The organism is Streptomyces sp. NBC_01808, from assembly GCF_035917395.1.
GTDB lineage: Bacteria > Actinomycetota > Actinomycetes > Streptomycetales > Streptomycetaceae > Streptomyces.
Genome location: NZ_CP109072.1, coordinates 3,311,669 through 3,328,663, shown reverse-complemented (window position 1 = coordinate 3,328,663; position 16,995 = coordinate 3,311,669). Strand labels below are relative to the sequence as shown.

The 16,995-nt window shown below is 74.3% G+C and carries 12 protein-coding genes and 1 pseudogene; 8 read left to right on the top strand and 5 right to left on the bottom strand.

Features of this window, described 5'->3' with window-relative positions; all coding sequences use genetic code 11:
* The first annotated feature begins 5 nt into the window (after positions 1 to 5).
* The 3 genes from OG946_RS14200 to OG946_RS14190 all read left to right on the top strand — a co-directional run bounded on the left by OG946_RS14200 (position 6) and on the right by OG946_RS14190 (position 5,018).
* Positions 6 to 3,398: a tetratricopeptide repeat protein gene (locus tag OG946_RS14200; protein ID WP_326796481.1), complete on the top strand. Its 3,393-nt coding sequence runs from the start codon at positions 6 to 8 to the stop codon at positions 3,396 to 3,398.
* A 155-nt stretch (positions 3,399 to 3,553) separates the two neighbouring features.
* Positions 3,554 to 4,663: an ADP-ribosylglycohydrolase family protein gene (locus tag OG946_RS14195; RefSeq protein WP_326796480.1), complete on the top strand. Its 1,110-nt coding sequence runs from the start codon at positions 3,554 to 3,556 to the stop codon at positions 4,661 to 4,663.
* Positions 4,664 to 4,727: 64 nt separating this feature from the next.
* On the top strand, positions 4,728 to 5,018 hold the full coding sequence (locus OG946_RS14190) for a hypothetical protein (RefSeq protein WP_442814354.1): 291 nt from the start codon (positions 4,728 to 4,730) through the stop codon (positions 5,016 to 5,018).
* A 127-nt stretch (positions 5,019 to 5,145) separates the two neighbouring features.
* Here OG946_RS14190 and OG946_RS14185 read toward each other — a convergent pair whose 3' ends face one another.
* The 4 genes from OG946_RS14185 to OG946_RS14170 all read right to left on the bottom strand — a co-directional run bounded on the left by OG946_RS14185 (position 5,146) and on the right by OG946_RS14170 (position 9,078).
* Positions 5,146 to 5,355: a DUF397 domain-containing protein gene (locus OG946_RS14185; RefSeq protein ID WP_326796479.1), complete on the bottom strand. Its 210-nt coding sequence runs from the start codon at positions 5,353 to 5,355 to the stop codon at positions 5,146 to 5,148.
* A 219-nt stretch (positions 5,356 to 5,574) separates the two neighbouring features.
* Positions 5,575 to 6,435, bottom strand: a complete 861-nt coding sequence (locus OG946_RS14180; RefSeq protein ID WP_326796478.1) for a helix-turn-helix domain-containing protein — start codon at positions 6,433 to 6,435, stop codon at positions 5,575 to 5,577.
* 357 nt (positions 6,436 to 6,792) lie between these two features.
* Positions 6,793 to 7,542: a GOLPH3/VPS74 family protein gene (locus OG946_RS14175; RefSeq protein WP_027770634.1), complete on the bottom strand. Its 750-nt coding sequence runs from the start codon at positions 7,540 to 7,542 to the stop codon at positions 6,793 to 6,795.
* A 108-nt stretch (positions 7,543 to 7,650) separates the two neighbouring features.
* The gene (locus tag OG946_RS14170; RefSeq protein WP_326796477.1) at positions 7,651 to 9,078 is read right to left on the bottom strand and encodes a hypothetical protein; all 1,428 of its coding nucleotides are present in this window, start codon (positions 9,076 to 9,078) and stop codon (positions 7,651 to 7,653) included.
* A gap of 286 nt (positions 9,079 to 9,364) precedes the next feature.
* Here OG946_RS14170 and OG946_RS14165 point away from each other — a divergent pair, with 286 nt between their 5' ends.
* The 3 genes and pseudogenes from OG946_RS14165 to OG946_RS14155 all read left to right on the top strand — a co-directional run bounded on the left by OG946_RS14165 (position 9,365) and on the right by OG946_RS14155 (position 15,220).
* Positions 9,365 to 11,335 carry a D-alanyl-D-alanine carboxypeptidase gene (locus tag OG946_RS14165; RefSeq protein WP_326796476.1) on the top strand — a complete coding sequence of 657 codons (1,971 nt, stop codon included), beginning with the start codon at positions 9,365 to 9,367 and terminating at the stop codon, positions 11,333 to 11,335.
* An 81-nt stretch (positions 11,336 to 11,416) separates the two neighbouring features.
* The gene (locus OG946_RS14160) at positions 11,417 to 13,522 is read left to right on the top strand and encodes an MFS transporter (RefSeq protein WP_326796475.1); all 2,106 of its coding nucleotides are present in this window, start codon (positions 11,417 to 11,419) and stop codon (positions 13,520 to 13,522) included.
* Positions 13,523 to 14,006: 484 nt separating this feature from the next.
* Positions 14,007 to 15,220: pseudogene (locus OG946_RS14155) on the top strand (winged helix DNA-binding domain-containing protein).
* Positions 15,221 to 15,257: 37 nt separating this feature from the next.
* Here OG946_RS14155 and mihF read toward each other — a convergent pair.
* Positions 15,258 to 15,578: an integration host factor, actinobacterial type gene (gene mihF, locus OG946_RS14150; protein ID WP_309505722.1), complete on the bottom strand. Its 321-nt coding sequence runs from the start codon at positions 15,576 to 15,578 to the stop codon at positions 15,258 to 15,260.
* A gap of 234 nt (positions 15,579 to 15,812) precedes the next feature.
* Here mihF and OG946_RS14145 point away from each other — a divergent pair, with 234 nt between their 5' ends.
* The gene (locus OG946_RS14145; RefSeq protein WP_326800245.1) at positions 15,813 to 16,286 is read left to right on the top strand and encodes an RrF2 family transcriptional regulator; all 474 of its coding nucleotides are present in this window, start codon (positions 15,813 to 15,815) and stop codon (positions 16,284 to 16,286) included.
* A 205-nt stretch (positions 16,287 to 16,491) separates the two neighbouring features.
* On the top strand, positions 16,492 to 16,935 hold the full coding sequence (locus OG946_RS14140; protein ID WP_326796474.1) for a RidA family protein: 444 nt from the start codon (positions 16,492 to 16,494) through the stop codon (positions 16,933 to 16,935).
* Positions 16,936 to 16,995 lie beyond the last annotated feature (60 nt).

The window sequence follows — 16,995 nt, the reverse complement described above, 5'->3', positions numbered from 1 at the left end:
GCGCCGTGCGCGAAGTGCGTCCGTCCATGCAGGACTTGATCCGCGACCGCCGCCGGTCGGGATTCGTCGGCCGGCAGCGCGAGATCACCGCGTACCGGGACAACTTCCGCTGTCCCCCCGAGGATCCGGCGCACCGCTTCCTCTTCCACTTCCACGGCGTCGCAGGCGTCGGCAAGACGTCGCTGCTGCGCCGCCTGCTCCAGCTCGCCGGGGAGCAGGGCGCGCTGACCGCGCAGGTCGACGAGTCCGCGGCCAGCGTGCCCGAGGCGATGGAGGCGATCAGCACCCAACTCGCCCGCCAGGGCCACCCGCTGAAGGGATTCGACCGGCTGCTCCAGCGCTACCGCCAGCGGCGCCACGAGGCGGACTCCGTCGTCGCCACCCTCGACGGCGCGCCCGGCCCGCCCGGCGCCGGTGCGCCGGGCGTGCCGCACCCGGCGGGTCCCGTGGACGCCGCGGGGCCCGTGCCCGCCGCCCAGGCGCCCGCCGCCTCGCCCGCGGCCGGCATCGCCGCCCAGGCGGGCCTGGCAGGACTCGGCCTCGTGCCGGGACTCGGCGCCGTCGCCGGCGCCATGGACCCGCAGCAGGTCGCGCAGAGCCTCGACCGCTGGCGCGCCGCGCTCTCCACCCGGCTGCGCAGCCACGACGACGTCCAGCTCGTCCTCTCCCCGCTCCAGGCCCTCACCCCCGCCTTCCTGGAGGACCTGCGCGGCGTCGGCACCGCCGTCCCGTGGCTCGCGCTCTTCTTCGACACGTACGAGCGCACGGGACCCGTCCTCGACGCCTGGCTGTGCGACGTCATGACCAGCGACCGCTACGGCGCGCTGCCCGCCAACGTCGTGGTGACCCGCGCCGGGCAGCAGCGGCTCGACCCCGCCCGCTGGCCGGCCGGCGACTTCGCCGCAGAACTGGAACTGGAGCTCTTCACCGAGGAGGAGGCCCGCGCGCTCATCGCCGCCAGGGGCATCACCGACGCCCAGGTCGTGGACGAGATCCTGCACCTGTCCGGGCGGCTGCCGGTGCTCACCTCGATGCTCGCCGAGACGCCGCCGGTCCGCCCCGGCGGCGGGGACCCGAGCGGCACGGCGGTGGAGCGGTTCCTGAAGTGGGTGGCGGACCCGGTGCAGAAGGCCGCGGCGCAGGCCGCCGCGCTGCCGCCGTCCCTGGACGAGGACGTGTTCCGGGTCGCCGTCGCGCCCGCGGCCGCCGGCCTGTACGGGTGGCTGCGCGCGCTGCCGTTCGTCAGCGACGAGGCGGGCCGGGTGCAGTACCACGGCGTGGTGCGCTCGGCGATGCTGCGGGTGCAGCGGGCGCAGTCGCCGCAGCGCTGGCGCGAGCAGCACCGCGCGCTCGCGGCGGCGCACGCCGGCTGGTGCGCCGAGTTGGAGGCGACCCTGCCGGCCGGGAACGACGTGCGGGAGGAGCGCTGGCTGGACGAGCGGTGGTTCGGCCACCGCCGCAACGAGACGTACCACCTGCTGTGCGCCGACCCCCAGGGCGCCCTGCCCCGCGCCCGCCGCGATGCCCTCCAGGCCGCCGACGTCGGCCCGGCCGCGACCCGGCGGTGGGCGCAGACCATGGAGCAGGCGGGCACGGACGCGGACAGCGAGCCCGTACGGGACTGGGGCCGGCGGCTGCTGGCGGTGATGGGGGAGGGCCCGCGCGGCGCCGTCGAGGTGTGCACGTTCCTGCTGCGGGAGGCGGAGCTGACGGATCCCGAGCGGGTGCTCGCGTACGCGGTGCGCGGGCGAGAGCGCCGCAACGCCGACGAACTCGACGCCAGCGTCGCGGACTTCGACCGGGCGCTGGCGCTCGACCCGGCCTTCACCCGCGCGTACGCGGGTCGCGGTCAGGCGTACGTACTCCTCGACCGCTACGCCGAGGCCGATGCGGACTTCACCCGCTGCATCGAGGCCGACTCCGACCGCGCCTGGTCGCTGACCCACCGCGGCCGGGCCCGGCTCTGCCTGGAGCGCTACGACGACGCGAAGGCCGACCTGGACCAGGCGGTGGAGCTGGACCCGTCCCCGATGAGCTGGGCGATGCGCGGCGAGGTGCGGCGGGTCACCGGGGCACCGGAGCAGGCGATCCCCGACTTCGACCGGGCCGTGGAGGCGGCGGAGGGCGAGTACGCCTACGCGTACGCCAGCCGCGCCCAGTGCCACGCCGCGCTCGGCCGCCCCGAGGAGGCGCTGGCGGATCTGAACCGGGCGCTGGCAATCGACCCGCAGTGGGAATGGTGCTGGGTCGAACGCGGCCGGCTGCACCAGGACGCCGAGCGGTTCGAGGAGGCCGTCGCCGACTACACCCGCGCGCTGGAGCTGTCGCCCGAATACGACTGGGCGTACGCCAACCGGGGCGAGTCCTACCGCCGGCTGAACCGCCTGGACGAGGCGCTGGCGGATGTGGACCGGGCGCTGGAGCTGAAGCCGGAGTGGTCGTGGTGCTGGGGCGAGCGCGGGGAGGTGCACCGGCTCGCCGGGCGGATCGAGGAGGCGCTGGCGTGCTTCGACCGGGCCGTGGAGCTGGAGCACGACTACGCCTGGGCGATCGCCGGCCGGGGGCAGTGCCTGGCGGCGCAGCGGCAAGTCGACGCGGCGCTGGCCGCGTTCACCCGGGCGCTGGAGATCGATCCGCAGCTCACGTGGGTGCTGGAGACGCGGGGCGCCTTCTACCGGATGGCCGACCGCTTCGACGACTCGCTCGCGGACTACGCGCGCGCCCTGGAGATCGACGCCACGCGCAGGTGGGCACGGATCGGCCGGGCCCGCACCCTCGGCCACATCGGGCGGACGGCCGAGGCGTACGCGGAAGTCGACGCGGTCCTCGCCGAGTGGCCGGACCACGCCGACGGGCTGAGCCTGAAGGGCCGGCTGCTCTCCCTGGAGGGACGGCACGAGGAGGCCCTGATCGCGCTCGACGCGGCGCTCGCGGCGGATCCGGACGACAAGTCGCTGTACAGCGACAAGGCCGAGACGCTGATGGAACTCGGCCGGTACGAGGAGGCCCGTCCGCACGTCGCGGCGGCGCTCGCGGCCGGTGCGGAGGACGGCTTCACCCGGTTCGACGACCTCCTGCTGGCGCGGCTGACGGGGAACCCGCCGCCCGCCGAGCGCTGGGCGGCGGTGGAGGCGGCGATGCTGGCGGACAGCGTCACCGACGCGGACCGGGTGGAGGCCCGGCTGATGTGCCGCGCCGCCGCCGGGGACTGGGCCGCCGCCGACGCGGCGCTGGCGGAGCTGGCGTCCGCGACGACGTACTGGCTGCTGCTCAAGGAGGTACGCGCGCTGTTCTCCATGCTGGCCGCCACGCCCGCCACGGCGGCGGCTGACCTGCCCCGGATCGAGGGATATCTGCGCACAATCGATGACTTGCTCCGCGAACTGCCGGGTGTGTGACGCGGATACACCCGCTGGCCTCTCGGTTTGCCTCGATTACAGTGCTGGGCCGGAGCACGTGCCGAACAGAGCGAGACCAGACAGCGAGACCAGACAGCGAGACCAGACAGCGAGACTGACCGCGAGAGACCGAACGTCCGGACTGAGGTGGCCGAGTGACGACCGCACGCCGCACCTGGGGCCGCGCCGAGCAGCAGGACTTCCGCAGCAGAGTGCGCGGCTGCCTCCTCGGCGGCGCCATAGGCGACGCCCTGGGCGCCGGCGTCGCGGCCGCCTCCCTGGCGGAGATACGGGCCGAGCACGGACCGCAGGGCGCCGCCGACTTCGCCCCGGCCTACGGCCGCCGCGGCGCGGTCACCGACGACACCCAGATGACCCTGTTCACCGTCGACGGCCTCATCCGCGCCCAGGTGCGCCGCGACGGCGGCCGGTGGCACCCGCCGACCGACGTGCACACCGCGTACCGCCGCTGGTACGCCACGCAGAAGGACTGGGGCCCCGACGAGCGCAAGGCCGAGGACGGCTGGCTCGCCCGCGAGGAGTGGCTGTACTCGCAGCGCGGCGCCCCCCGCGCCAGCCTGCGCGGCCTGGCGGACGACCGCATGGGCACCCTCCAGCAGCCCCGCAACCCGGAGGCGAAGGACCCCGGGGCCGTGGTGCGCTCCGCGCCGTTCGGGCTGCTGGTGGGCTGGGAGCCGCAGTTGGTCTTCCAGCTCGCCGCCGAGTGCGCCACGCAGACCCACGGCCACCCGACCGGCTATCTGGCGGCTGGCGCGTACGCCGTCGTGGTGCACGGCCTCGCCCGCGGCGACGCGCCGGAGGAGGCGGTGGCGCGGGCGCTGGAGATCCTGGCCGGGCGCCCGGGGCACGAGGAGACCGCGGCCGCCGTGCGCGCCGCGCTCGACGCCCGCCAGGGCCCGGAGCCGGGCCCGGAGCAGGTGGAGTTGCTCGGCAGCGGCGAGAGCGCCGCGGAGGCCGTCGCCCTCGCCCTGTACTGCGCGCTGGCCGCCACCGACGTACGCCACGGCCTGCTCCTCGCCGTCAACCACGGCGGCGCCTCCGACGCCACCGGCTCGCTGTGCGGCAGCCTGCTCGGCGCGCAGCACGGTGAGACGGCGCTGCCCCCGGCGTGGGTGGCGGAGGTCGAGGGCCGCGGCACGATCCTCCAACTGGCGGACGACTTCGCCCTGGAGATGACCCTCGGCCCGGCGCTGCACGGCGAGAGCGCCCCCAACGAGGCGTGGCTGCTGCGCTACCCGCGCTGACCGCTGCCCTCTCCGCGCTGGCGCCGCCCGGCGGATCGCCGGCCTCGCCGAAGGGGCCCATGTCGTGAAGGGCTTCAACCTCGCCCCCGCCGACGTCTGGCGGTGCAGCCCGCCCGGGCCCGGGGAGGCGCGGGTCGCGGTGCCGCTGTGCGGGGACGACGAGGCCGCGCTGGCGGTGGTGCGGACGCTCGTGCGGGACGCGGGGGGCGAGCCGGTGGACGGCGGAGGGCTGGAGCGGGCCGGGCTGCTGGAGGCGGCGGCGGCCTTCGCGGCGGGCGTGTGGCGCCAGGGCCGGCAGCCCGGCTCAGTCTTCGGCCCGGTGGCAAGCCCGGTGGCAAGCCCGGTGGCAAGCTAGGCGGGAGGCCGGGCGGCGGGCCTGGCGGAAAAGGCCGGGCCCTCTCGGCCGGGACGGCGAGCCAGTCGAGAGGGCGTTCGGATATGCGGTTGTGCAGATTCCGGTTATCTCACGGATTCACCGCCGGTCAGGCGGTATGGAAAGCGCCGCCGGTCGCCCCGGCCACGAATGCGGCCCAGGATTCGGGGGTGAAGTCCAGGACCGGCCCGTCCGGGACTTTCGAGTCACGCACCGAGACCAGCCCGGGAGCGGTCGAACGCACCTCGATGCACTCGCCGTTGCCCGCGGAGTAGGTCGATTTGGTCCAGGCGCCGGTGGCGCCGAGTTCGATTGCCATGTTCTTCTCCGGTTGATGATGAACTCAACTTCGTCCTGCCCGTTCCAGGCCGGAGTGTTGCCGACGCCCCGGCCCGACGCCGAGACGCTACCGCTCAACAACCCACCGGTCAGGGGGCTTTCACTCAACCGGATGGCGAAAGGCCGCTGCGCTTCCGGAGCGTCCGGCTACGGGTGTACCGTGCCTCCGTTTTGGGCTACCCGGCCGCGCCCCCGATTATCAGCGGGCGTACTTCTTAGCCGTATCCGCGATGAATTTCCGGGTCTGTTCTGGATTGAGCGCCTGCGCCCGCAAATGCTCGTACATCACGCTGTAGTTGTGGACGTCGTCGCCCTTCTCCAGGTAGAGGTCGCTGGTGACGCCCTCCAGATAGATCACGCTGGAGTCGGACTCCTCGGGGAACTCCAGAATCGCGTACTGCCCCGTGACCCCCGGGTGCGCGCCCGTCTCGAACGGCAGCACCTGCACCGTGACGTGCGGCAACTGCGACATCTCGATCAGGTGCTCCAACTGCTCGCGCATGATCTGCGCGCCGCCCACCACACGCTGGAGCGCGGCCTCGTCGAACACCGCCCAGAGCCGCAGCGGCGGCTGCTCCGTACCCTTTATCCGGTCCTGCCGCCGCATCCGCACATTCACCCGCTTCTCGGCGTCCGCCTCGGTCACCTCCGGCGAACTGCCGGCGATGACGGCCTCCGCGTACGCGCGCGTCTGCAGCAGCCCCGGCACGACGAGCGACTGATAGATGCGCAGCGAGGCGGCGGCGGTCTCCAGGCCGATGTAGACGCTGTACGGCACGTCCCCGAAGGCGTTCCACCAGCCCTGCTGGCGGGATTCCTTCGCCATCTGCATCAGGGAGTTGACGATCAGCTCGTCCTCCACCTCGTACACCCCGCACAGGTCGCGGACGTCGCGCTGGCTGATGCTGCGCCGCCCGTTCTCCAGCCGGCTGATCTTCGACTGCGAGACCAGCAGCCGGTCGGCGACCTGTTCCGCGGTCATGTTCTTCTGCTCGCGCAGCCTGCGCAGCTCCTGGCCGAGGCGGCGCCGCCTGACCGTGGGGTTGACGTTGGACGCCAAGGGAGTTGCACCTCCGGGTGCGTAATCCGCGTACGGACGTATCTCATTACTGGGTGCAGCCTGCCACCGACGGAGTGTGTGCCGCTGCGATCGTCGCGAAATCGCCGCAGAGGGCGAAGGTTTGGCCCACAATGTGCGCGGCATGGGGCGGCGGGCGCCGGTTGTGCCCACGGCAGCCGGCGGCCGGACTCGTTCGGAACGCAGGACAGGGCCCCGTCCCGTCGAGTGGTCTCGACGGGACGGGGCCCTGCGTTGCGGCTCCCGTTCCCGGTCCGGCGCACCGCCGTGCCACGCCTCGCCCGTACGCGGATGCGTGCGTACGGACTCGGCGTCGCGTGCGGCGACCGCCGGGCGGGCTCAGCGCACCGCGGCCGTCCGGATCATCCCCGCGCGGCGGGACCCCGCGGGAACTCCGGCAGGCTGCGCGACAGCCGGCGGACGGGCCGCGGGACGGCCGCCTCCGGGGGTGCGCCGCGGCTGAGCGGTGACGCCGTTCTGCACGTCCATCACGGCGTGCGCCACCAGACCGCCCATCGGGTCGTGCCTGATCAGATCCCGGAGCCGGGAGCGCGCGGAGCGCCCCTCGTTCCCGGGGTAGAGATGCTTGCCGAGTCCGACCGCGTGGGCCAGCGCGGCAAGCGCCGCGGTCCGCGGGTCCGGCGGGACGCCGGTGCGGATCGCACTGTCCAGCCGGGCACGTATCTCCCGGCTGATGGCGGTGTCGGTTGCCTGATATCGAGTGGTGGGGAGTACCCCGCACATTTGGCTCTCCACGGCATGCACCATGCCGCAGCGCTCCAGATGAGCGAGATACGTCTGGCGCAACCCCAGACGTGGCCCACCTATCCAGTTCACCGCGCGCACGGGACTGCCCCGGCGACGCAGCAACTCGAGCGCTGTGTCCAAAGTGGGGTCCCCGGTCGGACGCGGAAGTATCACGGCGATACGATCCCCGTCCGGGGCTATTCGCCCGGCCAGAGCGAGCTCGACGAGCTGTGCTCCTGCCAGGCCGAGGTCGAGCGACTGCGGCTGTGCAGTGGTACCCGTGGCCGGGTCCAGTGCCAGCAGCAGAAGCTCCTCCGGAAGTGTTCTGCGGCTCCTGCCCATCCATGCCTCCCCGCGTGGATGAATGACAGGGTGACGCCTCTCACATTGGTCTGTCGAGAGTGCGTGGGCGCTTTGATCGGGAACCTGTAGGTATGTCGTTCTCGTCTCTCAGATGCGGGCGAGAGACGGCCGCGTCCCCGTAGGGTGGGTGGCCACGCCATGGTTGACGCGGTTGTGCGGTTGTGGGTTGTGACTCAGGAGGAGGAAGTCGGTGGCGGTCGAGTCCCCCGGGAGGCCCGAGGAGCAGCAACCGTCGGGGTCGGCGACCGTGGACGAACACGAACCTCGCGATACGGACGGCGGACGCGACCCACGCCTGGCGTTCACGTCCCCCACCGACAACGCCTCCGTCCCGGCGCCGGTTCCCGCGCAGGGCGGCGAGGAGCGAACTGCCCCCGGGGCGGCGGCGGATGACGACGCGGCCGCGGCGGGCGGCGAGTCCGGGTCCGCGTCCGAGGACGGGCCGAAGTCCGGGAGCGGGACCGGAAAGACGAAGTCGCGACCGAAGCCCGCGAGCAAGGGCGGCAAGACGCCGGCGCGCGGCGAGGGCTCCGGCACGAAGCCGAAGAGCGCGGCGGCGGCGAAGCCGGCGGACGAGGACGGCAAGGCACCGGGTGCGGAAGCGGGACCGGGGTCGGAGTCGGGGGCGTCGTCCGAACCGAAGCCCAAGCCCGCGGCGAGCGCGAAGCGCACGGCGCGTGGTGGCGGCAAGGCGGCGGAGCCGGCGACCGCCGAGGGCCCGGCGGTACGGAACGGTTCCCGCCCGAAGGCGGACAAAACACCCGCTGGGGCTGACGGCGCGGCGGGGAAGCCCGCGAGCAAGGACGGCAAGACGCCCGGTCGGTCGCCGAAGCCGGAGGGCTCCGGCGAGAAGGCGGCGCCCGGCCCGAAGCCGAAGGCCGCGCCCAAGGCGAAGAGCGACAAGGCGCCCGAGCGGACCCCGGGGGCCGAACCCCCGGCCAAGCGCCCCGCCGCGGCGCCCGCCCCGAAGCCCGCCGCACCGAGCGACGCCGGGTCGGCGGCGCCTGACGGCGATGCCGCCGCGAAGGACGCTGCCGCGCCGAAGCCGCCGGCCGCGGGTGCTGCGCCGCGGCCGAAGCCCAAGGGTGACGCGGCTGGCGCCGGATCTCCGGCGGACGCGGACGGTTCCGGCGTGCGGTCGGCGTCCCGGCCGAAAGCCGAGGACACACCTGGGTCGCGAGGCGACGCCAGCGCGAAGGGCGCTGCGGCGCCCAAGTCGACGGCCGCCGGTGCTGCGTCGACGTCGCGGCCGCCCAAGCCCGAGGGCGATCCGGCCGTTGAGGACGGTACCGGCGCGCGGTCCGCTTCCCGGCCGAAGGCCGCCGACGCACCTGCGGCGCGGCGCGGCGAAGCGGACGGCACGACGACGGGCGCGCCCGAAGGCGCCTCCGCGCCGGCCCCCTCCCGGCCGAAGGCCGGTGCCGGGTCGGCGGTTGCCGGTGGTTCGGGCGCGGAGAGCGCGTCCCGGCCGGAGGCCGCGGATGCGGCGGCAGAGGGCGGCACGGCGTCCGGCAAGCCCCGCTCGGCTGCCGGTGCCTCGGGCGCCGGGTCCGGGCCCAGGGCCCAGAAGGACGACGCGACTGCCGTGTTCCGGATTGCGGACGTTGCCTCCGATGACGCTGGCTCGGGTACGTCGGGTTCGGCCCGGCCGGAGGGCGAGGGCGGCGGCCCCGCACCCCGCGGTGCGGCCTCCGTGCCCGGAGCTCGGGCCGGGGAGGGCTCTGAGGGGCCTCTGGGCGGCTCTCGTGGGGGTCGTGAGGGCTCGGGTGGGTCCGGGGGCTCTGAGGCCGCTGAGGCGCGTGTGGAGGGCGATCTCGCCCCCGGGCGGGCCCGGGAGGCCGCGGACGCCGGTTCCGGCGGCTCCGGGGACACCGCGGACTCCGGTCCCGGCTCCGGCTCCTCCGAGGGCGCCCCGGACTCCGGGTCCCGCTCCGGCCTCGGTTCCGGTTCCGGGTCCTCCGAGGACGCTCCGGACGGCTCCATCGGCTCCCCGGCGACGGGCCCCCGCACCAAGGACTCCGCCACCGCCAGCTTCCGGCTCGTCGCCGAGGCCGACGCCGCCAAGGTCAGCAGCGACGACCGGCTGCGGGCCGCCGTCGCCGCCTGGGTGACGAAGACCGGCGACGACGAGCCCAGCGATGCCGTGGCCGGTGACGTCGAAGACGTGTCCGTGGCGGACGAGCCCGCCGACGCCGTGCCCGACGCTGCCGGCGACGACGGCCCCGCCGGCACCCCGCCCGTCGGGAAGCTCGCCGGGCCCCCCGGCAGCACCTTCGTGCCGCTCAAGACCGACGCCGACCTGCCCCCCAGGCCCGCCGCCCCGCCGCCGCCCCCCACCATGCCTCCGGCGGCTCCCGCGGTCCCCGCGACGCCCCCGGCGGTCCCCGCGCCCGCCGCGGCCCCCGACTCCGCGCCGCCCGAGCCCGCCGCCGGGCCCGACTCGCCGCCCGGGTGGGAGCGGACGCAGCAGCAGCCCCTCCCGCCGTACGAGGAGAAGCGGCCGCTCGACCTGCTCGCCGAGCTGACCAACACCCCGCCGCCGCCCGAGACCCTCACCCGTACGCTCGTACGGCGCGTGAAGATCTGGACGCCGCTGGTCATCCTGCTCGCGATCGTCCTCGGCGTGGTCCAGATGCTCCGCCCGCTGCCCGCCCCCGCGCTCACCCTCACCGCCGCCTCCAGCTACTCCTTCGAGGGCGGTACCCCCGAGATGCCGTGGCCCGGCGAGGGGCAGGCGTCGATAGACGTGGCGGGGCTCGGCAGCCTCGGTTCGTACGGGAAGCAGAAGTCCGTGCCGATCGGCAGCGTCGCCAAGGTCATGACCGCCTACATCATCCTGCGCGACCACCCCATGAAGCCCGGCGGCCAGGGCGCGAGCATCCCCGTCGACGACACCGCCGTCGACGAGGCCGCCCTCAGCTCCGAGGGCGAGACGACCGTCGAGCTGGACCCGGACTCCAAGCTCAGCCAGAAGGAAGCCCTCCAGGCCCTGCTCATCGCCTCCGCCAACAACGTCGCCCGCCTTCTCGCCCGCTGGCACTCGGACGGCGACATGAAGGCGTTCGTGGACGAGATGAACAGGACCGCGGAAGAGCTGGGCATGGACGGCACCACGTACAGCGACCCCAGCGGCCTGAAGGAGTCCACCGTCTCCACCGCCGAGGACCAGGTGCTCCTCGGCAAGGCGGCGATGAAGGACCCGCTGTTCAAGCAGATCGTCGCCATGCCCGTCTACACCGACAGCCGCGGCGACGACCACGACAACAGCAACAAGATGGTTCCGCTGCACGGCATCGGCATCAAGGTCGGCTCGACCACCAAGGCCGGCGGCAACTTCCTCTTCGCCACCGAGAAGAAGGTCGCGGGCGAGCAGCAGTTGATCGTCGGCGCGGTCCTCGGGCAGTACGCGGTGCCGCAGCTTCCGACCGCCATGGAGTTCGGCCGCCAGTTGATGGCGGCGGGCGAGAAGGCGCTCACGGACATGACCGTCGTGAAGAAGGGCGACGTCGTCGGCGAGGTCGACGACGGCCTCGGCGGTACGACCCCTGTGGTGGCGACCGAGGACGTCGTGGCGCCGGGCTGGGGCGGCCTGAAGGTGGGCCTGGAACTCGGCCCCGACCGCACCGGAGAGGTGCCGCACGAGGGTGCGAAGGGTGACCGGGTCGGGGTGCTGACGATGGGCTCCGGCCAGGGGGAAGTGCGGGTGCCGGTGGCGCTGGCGGAGGACATGGCGGAGCCTGGCATAGGAGCGAAGCTCAGCAGGCTCGGTTAGCGCCCGGGGGCGTCGTACGCCCGTGCTAGCGTCGCTGGCACCGCCCCCGGGGACGTCAAGGGAAGACGGGGAGTCGTCGCAGTGACCACCGTGCAGCCGGATCGCGAAGCCGCGGCCGGCGGCCGATCAGCAGATGGAGCCGCCGCAGGAGCCGACGGGGGCCGGCCTGCGCCTGCGTCCGCCGACTCCGGCGATCCGGCGGGTCCCGAGGGGCAGAGCGCGGCGGACGGGGGCGGCGAGGGCGTAGAGGACGGCGGGGACGACGCGGCCCCGTCCGTTGCCGCAGAGGCGAGTGGCGGCGCTGCACGTACGGACGTCAAGGACAGCGGCGGCGCCCTCCGTACGGAAGCCGCCGCCCCCCGCGCCCCCTTCGCCGCCCGGCTGCGCTTCACCCCGCCCGAGCGCCTCCGGCCCCATCTGCGCTGGCTCGCCCAGCGCCCCGTGCTCACCACCCTCGTCGCCGCCGGCGTCCTGCACATCCTGTGGCTGCTGCTCCTCGCCAACGAGGGCGGCGACCTGGCCGCGCAGGACGCCTGGGCCGAGTTCGCCGGCCGGCATCCCTCCACGGCGTACAACTTCGCCTGGTACGGAGGCATGCATCCGGTCTCGTACAGCGTCGTCTCGCCGTATCTGATGGCCGTGCTCGGCGTGCGGACGACCATGGTGCTCGCCGGCACGCTCTCCGCCGGTGTGCTCGCGCTGATCCTCGCCCGCTGCCGGTACGTGCCGCGGCCACTGGTGCCGTCGCTCTTCGGCGCCGTGGCGCTCGTGGGGAACGCGGCCTCCGGGCGCGTGACGTTTGCGCTGGGGCTGCTCTTCGCGCTGGTCGCGATCGCGCTGGTCTTCCGCGACGACCGCGACGACGAAGACGAGGACGAGCACGGCGAGAAGGCCGAGAAGGACGAGAAGGGCCGGCGGCGGGTGGGCGGCTGGCGGGGGACCGCCATCGTGCTGACCAGCATGCTGGCGACGGCCGCGAGCCCGGTGGCCGGGCTCTTCGCCGGGGTGGTCGCCACCGGGCTGTTCCTGCAGAAGCGGCGCACCGAGGCGTATCTGCTCGGGGCGGCGCCGCCGGTGGTCGTCGCGCTGTCGAGCTGGCTCTTCCCGTTCCAGGGGAACATGCCGATGCCGTGGATCTCCGCGGTGGCGCCGATGATCACCGCCGCGCTGATCTGGCTGATGGCGCCGGAGTCGTGGCGTACGGTCCGGATCGTCGCGGCGATCTACTTCCTCGGCACGCTCGGCGCGTGGGTCATCCCCTCGCCGGTCGGCAGCAACATCGAGCGGCTCGCGCTGATCTTCGGCGGCACGGTGCTGCTGGTCATCGCGCAGACGGGGACGCGGCAGGCGGCGCCGCGGCTGATGCGTTCCGTGGGGGCGGCGTATCTGGCGTTCGCGGCCATCACCGTGTGGGTGGTCGTCAAGCCCGTGGTCGACCTCGTGCTCACCAGCCCGACCGCGGCCTGGACGCGCGAGCTGGCGCCGCTGGTGGACCAGTTGCAGCAGGTGGACGCGGAGGCGGGGCGGGTCGAGGTCGTGCCCGTACGCAGCCACCGGGAGGCGTCCGCGCTGCAGCCGTACGTGAGCCTGGCGCGCGGCTGGAACCGGCAGGCGGACCTGGACCGGCACGAGATCTTCTACGACGGCAGCCTGACCCCGAAGACGTACCACGCCTGGCTGAAGACCTGGGCGGTGCGGTATGTGGTGCTGCCGGTGGAGGACCGGCCGGACACCGGGGCGCACGAGGAGGCGAAGATCGTCGCCAAGGGGCAGCCGTACCTGACGGAGATCTGGGCGGACGCGAACTGGCGGCTGTTCCGGGTCAACGACCCCACGCCGCTGGTCGAGGCGCCCGCGGAGGTGCGGCGGGCGGACGAGGGCGAGCTGGTCATCGACGTGAAGTACGCGGGTCCCGTGCTGGTGCGGGTGCCGTTCTCGCCGTGGCTCGGGCTGGTCGACGAGGACGGCGAGGGCGTCGAGGCGCCGCAGGTGCTGGAGGGCGACGGCTCGGACGGGGCGGACGTCGACGGGGTCCGGGAGTGGTCGGAGAGCGGGCAGCTCTACGTCAACCTGGAGGGCTGCGTGACGAAGGCCGGCGAGTGGACCCGGCTGCACGCCCCGCGCCCCGGCACGTACCGCATCTCGGCCCCGTACCAACTGCCGCGCGGGACGCACTGCCCGGACTGACGGGCACCGCGGGCCGAAGCCCGCGTCGAACATGATGCGGTGGAGGTCGGGGCTCTGCACCACGTTGACCAGGTACGCGGCCGCTGGTCAGCGGCAGGCGGTCCGGCGGCGGGTGCGCGCGGCGCAGTGCCGGTTGGGTACGGGCGGTCTGGGGCGCGTGGCGCAGCGTCTCGGCGCCGGCGTGCGCCAATAGCGCCTGGTCTTGCAACGGCGGGAGTTCCACGAGCCACATGCCATCGGCGACCACCTCCTCGGCCCGCGCCGCTGCCCCGTGCGCCGACCGTGCTCCCAGTGTGAGGGGGAGCGCGGGGGCGCGGGCCGATTCCGCGGGAAACGGCCGCGTGGGGGTGGGGCTGGTGGTAAAAGGCGGTCGGCCGGGTGCCGTGTGGGGGAATTGCGGACAGAAGCTGACCTGAAGCCTCCTACGGTCGGTGGCATCCGGGTCGGCGGTATCCGGGTCGGCGGCGGTGAGGAGAGACGGCGGATGGGTACGCGGACGATGACGTGGGCGCAGGCGAGCGCGCGCCGGCTGGCGCGCAGCGGGCTGGCGGCGGGGGTGGCGCCGGAGGGCGCCGCGGGGGCGGACGTTACGGTGGCGGGCGACATCCCCGCCGGCACCCCCGCCGCCGTCCTCCGCGCCCTCTGCGGGGCCCAGGCCCAGGTGCTCTCCGCCGCCGAACTCTCGGTCGGTATGCGCCTCGCCGACGCCACCCGCGCCGACGTACGCCGCGCGCTGTGGGAGGACCGCACCGTCGTGAAGACCTTCGGCCCCCGCGGCACCGTCCACCTCCTCCCCGCCGCCGACCTGCCCCTGTGGACCGGCGCGCTCGGCGCGCTCCCCACCGGCTCCGGCAACGGCGGCGGCACCCTCGGCCTGCTCACCCCCGACCAGGCCGACGCCGTCGTCGCCGCCGCGGCCGACGCCCTGGCCGACGCGGAGCTGACCGTCGACGAGCTGACCGACGCCCTCGCCGAGCGGGCCGGGTCGTGGGCGGCGGACCCGGTGATGGACGCGTTCCAGACGAAGTGGCCGCGCTGGCGGGCCGCCACCGCGCTGGCCGCGCACCGCGGCGCGCTGTGCTTCGGGCGGAACCGCGGCCGGAAGGTCACGTACACGAGCCCGCAGCGCTGGCTGCCGGGCTTCGTCCCCGCGCCACCGGAGGAGGCGCTGAGCGCCCTCCTGCGCCGCTATCTGTACGCCTACGGACCCGCCACCCCGCAGGACTTCGCCCGCTGGCTCGCCGCCCCCGCCGGCTGGGCCCGGGACCTCTTCGCGGCGCGGGCGAAGGCGGCCGAGATCGATCCTGTGGAGCTGGCGGGGGTGCCGTCGTGGGTGGTGGCGGGCGACGCGGCGGCGCCGGCGGAGGAGCCGCGCGGGGTACGGCTGCTGCCGTACTTCGACGCGTACGGCATCGCCTGCCGCCCCCGCGAACTCCTCTTCCCCGGGCGGGCCTACGAGCGCGCCCTCGCCGGCGGCCAGGCGGGCAACTTCCCGGTGCTGCTCATCGACGGCCAGGCCGGGGCGTCTGGCACCAGCGCCGCTCGGGCCGCCGGATCACGGTCACGGCCGAACCCCTCGACCGGCTCCCGGCCCGGCAGAGCCGGGCGCTGGAAGGGGAGGTGGAACGGCTGGGCCGGATCATGGAGGGCCGGGCGGAGCTGACGCTGGGCCGGGTGGAAGTGGGCCCCCACGCGTAGCGCGCCCCCGCCCCCGTACGCCCCGCCCCCGGCGGAGTCAGCTCCGTACCGCCGCGCCGATCAGCTCCCGCTGCACCGGAGCCAGGCTGCGGAGCCTGCGGGTATCCGACAGGCCCAGCCTCGTCATCAGCTTCGCCGTCTGCGCGGGACCCACGCCCGGCAGCGCCAGCAGGAAGTCCTTCGCCAGCATGTCCCCGGCCAGGGCGTCCCGCGCCGCGCGCTCCAGCGCCTGGACGCAGTCGACCTCCCCGTTCTTGATCGCCCGGACCAGCGCGGTCCGGGCTCGCTGGGCCTCAAGTGCCTGGTCCAAGGCGCGCGCACACTCCACCGGACTGCGCTGTCCCGGGATCTTCTTCATCGGCCCCATCCGCACTACTCCCCTCTAGCTACTGCGACTTGAGGAGAACAGTAGCCGGAGTATCCGGATTTGATCCGCCATTTGAGTGTGTGCCGCTAAAGTCAGTTGTGCTGAAAAGTAACCGACTTGGGCGCTTAGTCGCGATGTCGGACGGTCTGCTGTGCGTATCCACGGCTCCGCAGTTCTCCTGCTTGCGTTGGTAATTCTGGACTTCTAACATCCAGAATCATGAGGATGAGCGAGGGCGTCGAGTGGGCGCTGCACAGTTGCCTGAACCTGGCGTGGGCCGGCCCCGACCGCCCGGTGACGGCGGCCCGCCTCGCCGCGTACCACGAACTCCCCGCCCCGTACCTCAACAAGCAGCTCCAGGCCCTCGTCCGGGCCGGCATCGTCATCTCCGCATCCGGGCCGCGCGGCGGCTTCCGGCTCGCCCGGCCGCTCGCGCAGATCACGCTGATGGACGTCGTCGCCGCCGTCGAGGGCCCCGACGAGGCGTTCCGCTGCGCGGAGATCCGGCAGCAGGGGCCCGGCGGCGGGGCGCCCGCGAGCTACCGGCTGCCGTGCGCCTTCGCGCACGCGATGGCGCGCGCCGAGCTGGCGTGGCGCCGGGAGCTGGCCGGGCAGACGCTGGACGACGTGCGGGAGCAGGCGGAGGCGCAGGCGCCCGCCGCGCCCGAGCGGCTGCGGCGCTGGCTCGCGAACGGCTGACGGACTTTTCCGATACGGACCGGCCGGTGCCGGAGCAGGGAGAGGGTTTTCTGGATGTCAAATATCCAGGAAAGCCAACCGTGGCCGGGGCCCCGCGAAGCCGCCGCCCGCGCCGCCGCGCCCGCCGAGACGCCGTGAACCCACCCGGCGCCACCCTGAACACCCCCGCACCCGTTCCGGATTCACCCGAAAGGACATACCGGCCATGACCCGCACGCTCCACAACCCCTCGCAGCTCCACGACCCGACCGGATACGGCTACAGCCACGTCGCCACCGCCCCCGGCAGGCCGGTCTTCATCGCCGGCCGGTACGCCTCCGACGAGACCGGAGCCGTCGTCTCCGCCGACTTCGCCACCCAGGTCGAGCGGTCCTTCGCCAACCTCCGCACCGCACTGGCGGCCGCCGGGCTCGGCGTCGAGGACGTCGTGCGCCTCGGCACGTACGTCGTCGGCCAGGACCGCGAGCGGCTGGAGACCGTCCTCGCCGCGCTGCACCGGCTGTGGGGCGACTCACCGCCCGCGCAGACGCTCGTCGGAGTGGCGTCGCTGGCGCTGCCGGAGATGCTCTTCGAGGTCGACGCGGTGGCCGTACGAGCCGTACCGGCCGCGGCGACCGCCGCCCCCGGGGCACCCGCCGATCCCCGCTGACGCGGCACGTCCGCTCCCCCGGCGCCCGGGACGGGAGGCCGTCCGTGTTCAATGGAGGGT

Bases quoted from the DNA above. Each gene is read 5' to 3' on its own strand.
- OG946_RS14185 (WP_326796479.1), bottom strand. From the start codon at position 5,355: ATGGCAATCGAACTCGGCGCCACCGGCGCCTGGACCAAATCGACCTAC.
- OG946_RS14175 (WP_027770634.1), bottom strand. From the start codon at position 7,542: ATGGGCAGGAGCCGCAGAACACTTCCGGAGGAGCTTCTGCTGCTGGCA.
- mihF (WP_309505722.1), bottom strand. From the start codon at position 15,578: ATGAAGAAGATCCCGGGACAGCGCAGTCCGGTGGAGTGTGCGCGCGCC.
- OG946_RS14145 (WP_326800245.1), top strand. From the start codon at position 15,813: ATGAGCGAGGGCGTCGAGTGGGCGCTGCACAGTTGCCTGAACCTGGCG.
- OG946_RS14140 (WP_326796474.1), top strand. From the start codon at position 16,492: ATGACCCGCACGCTCCACAACCCCTCGCAGCTCCACGACCCGACCGGA.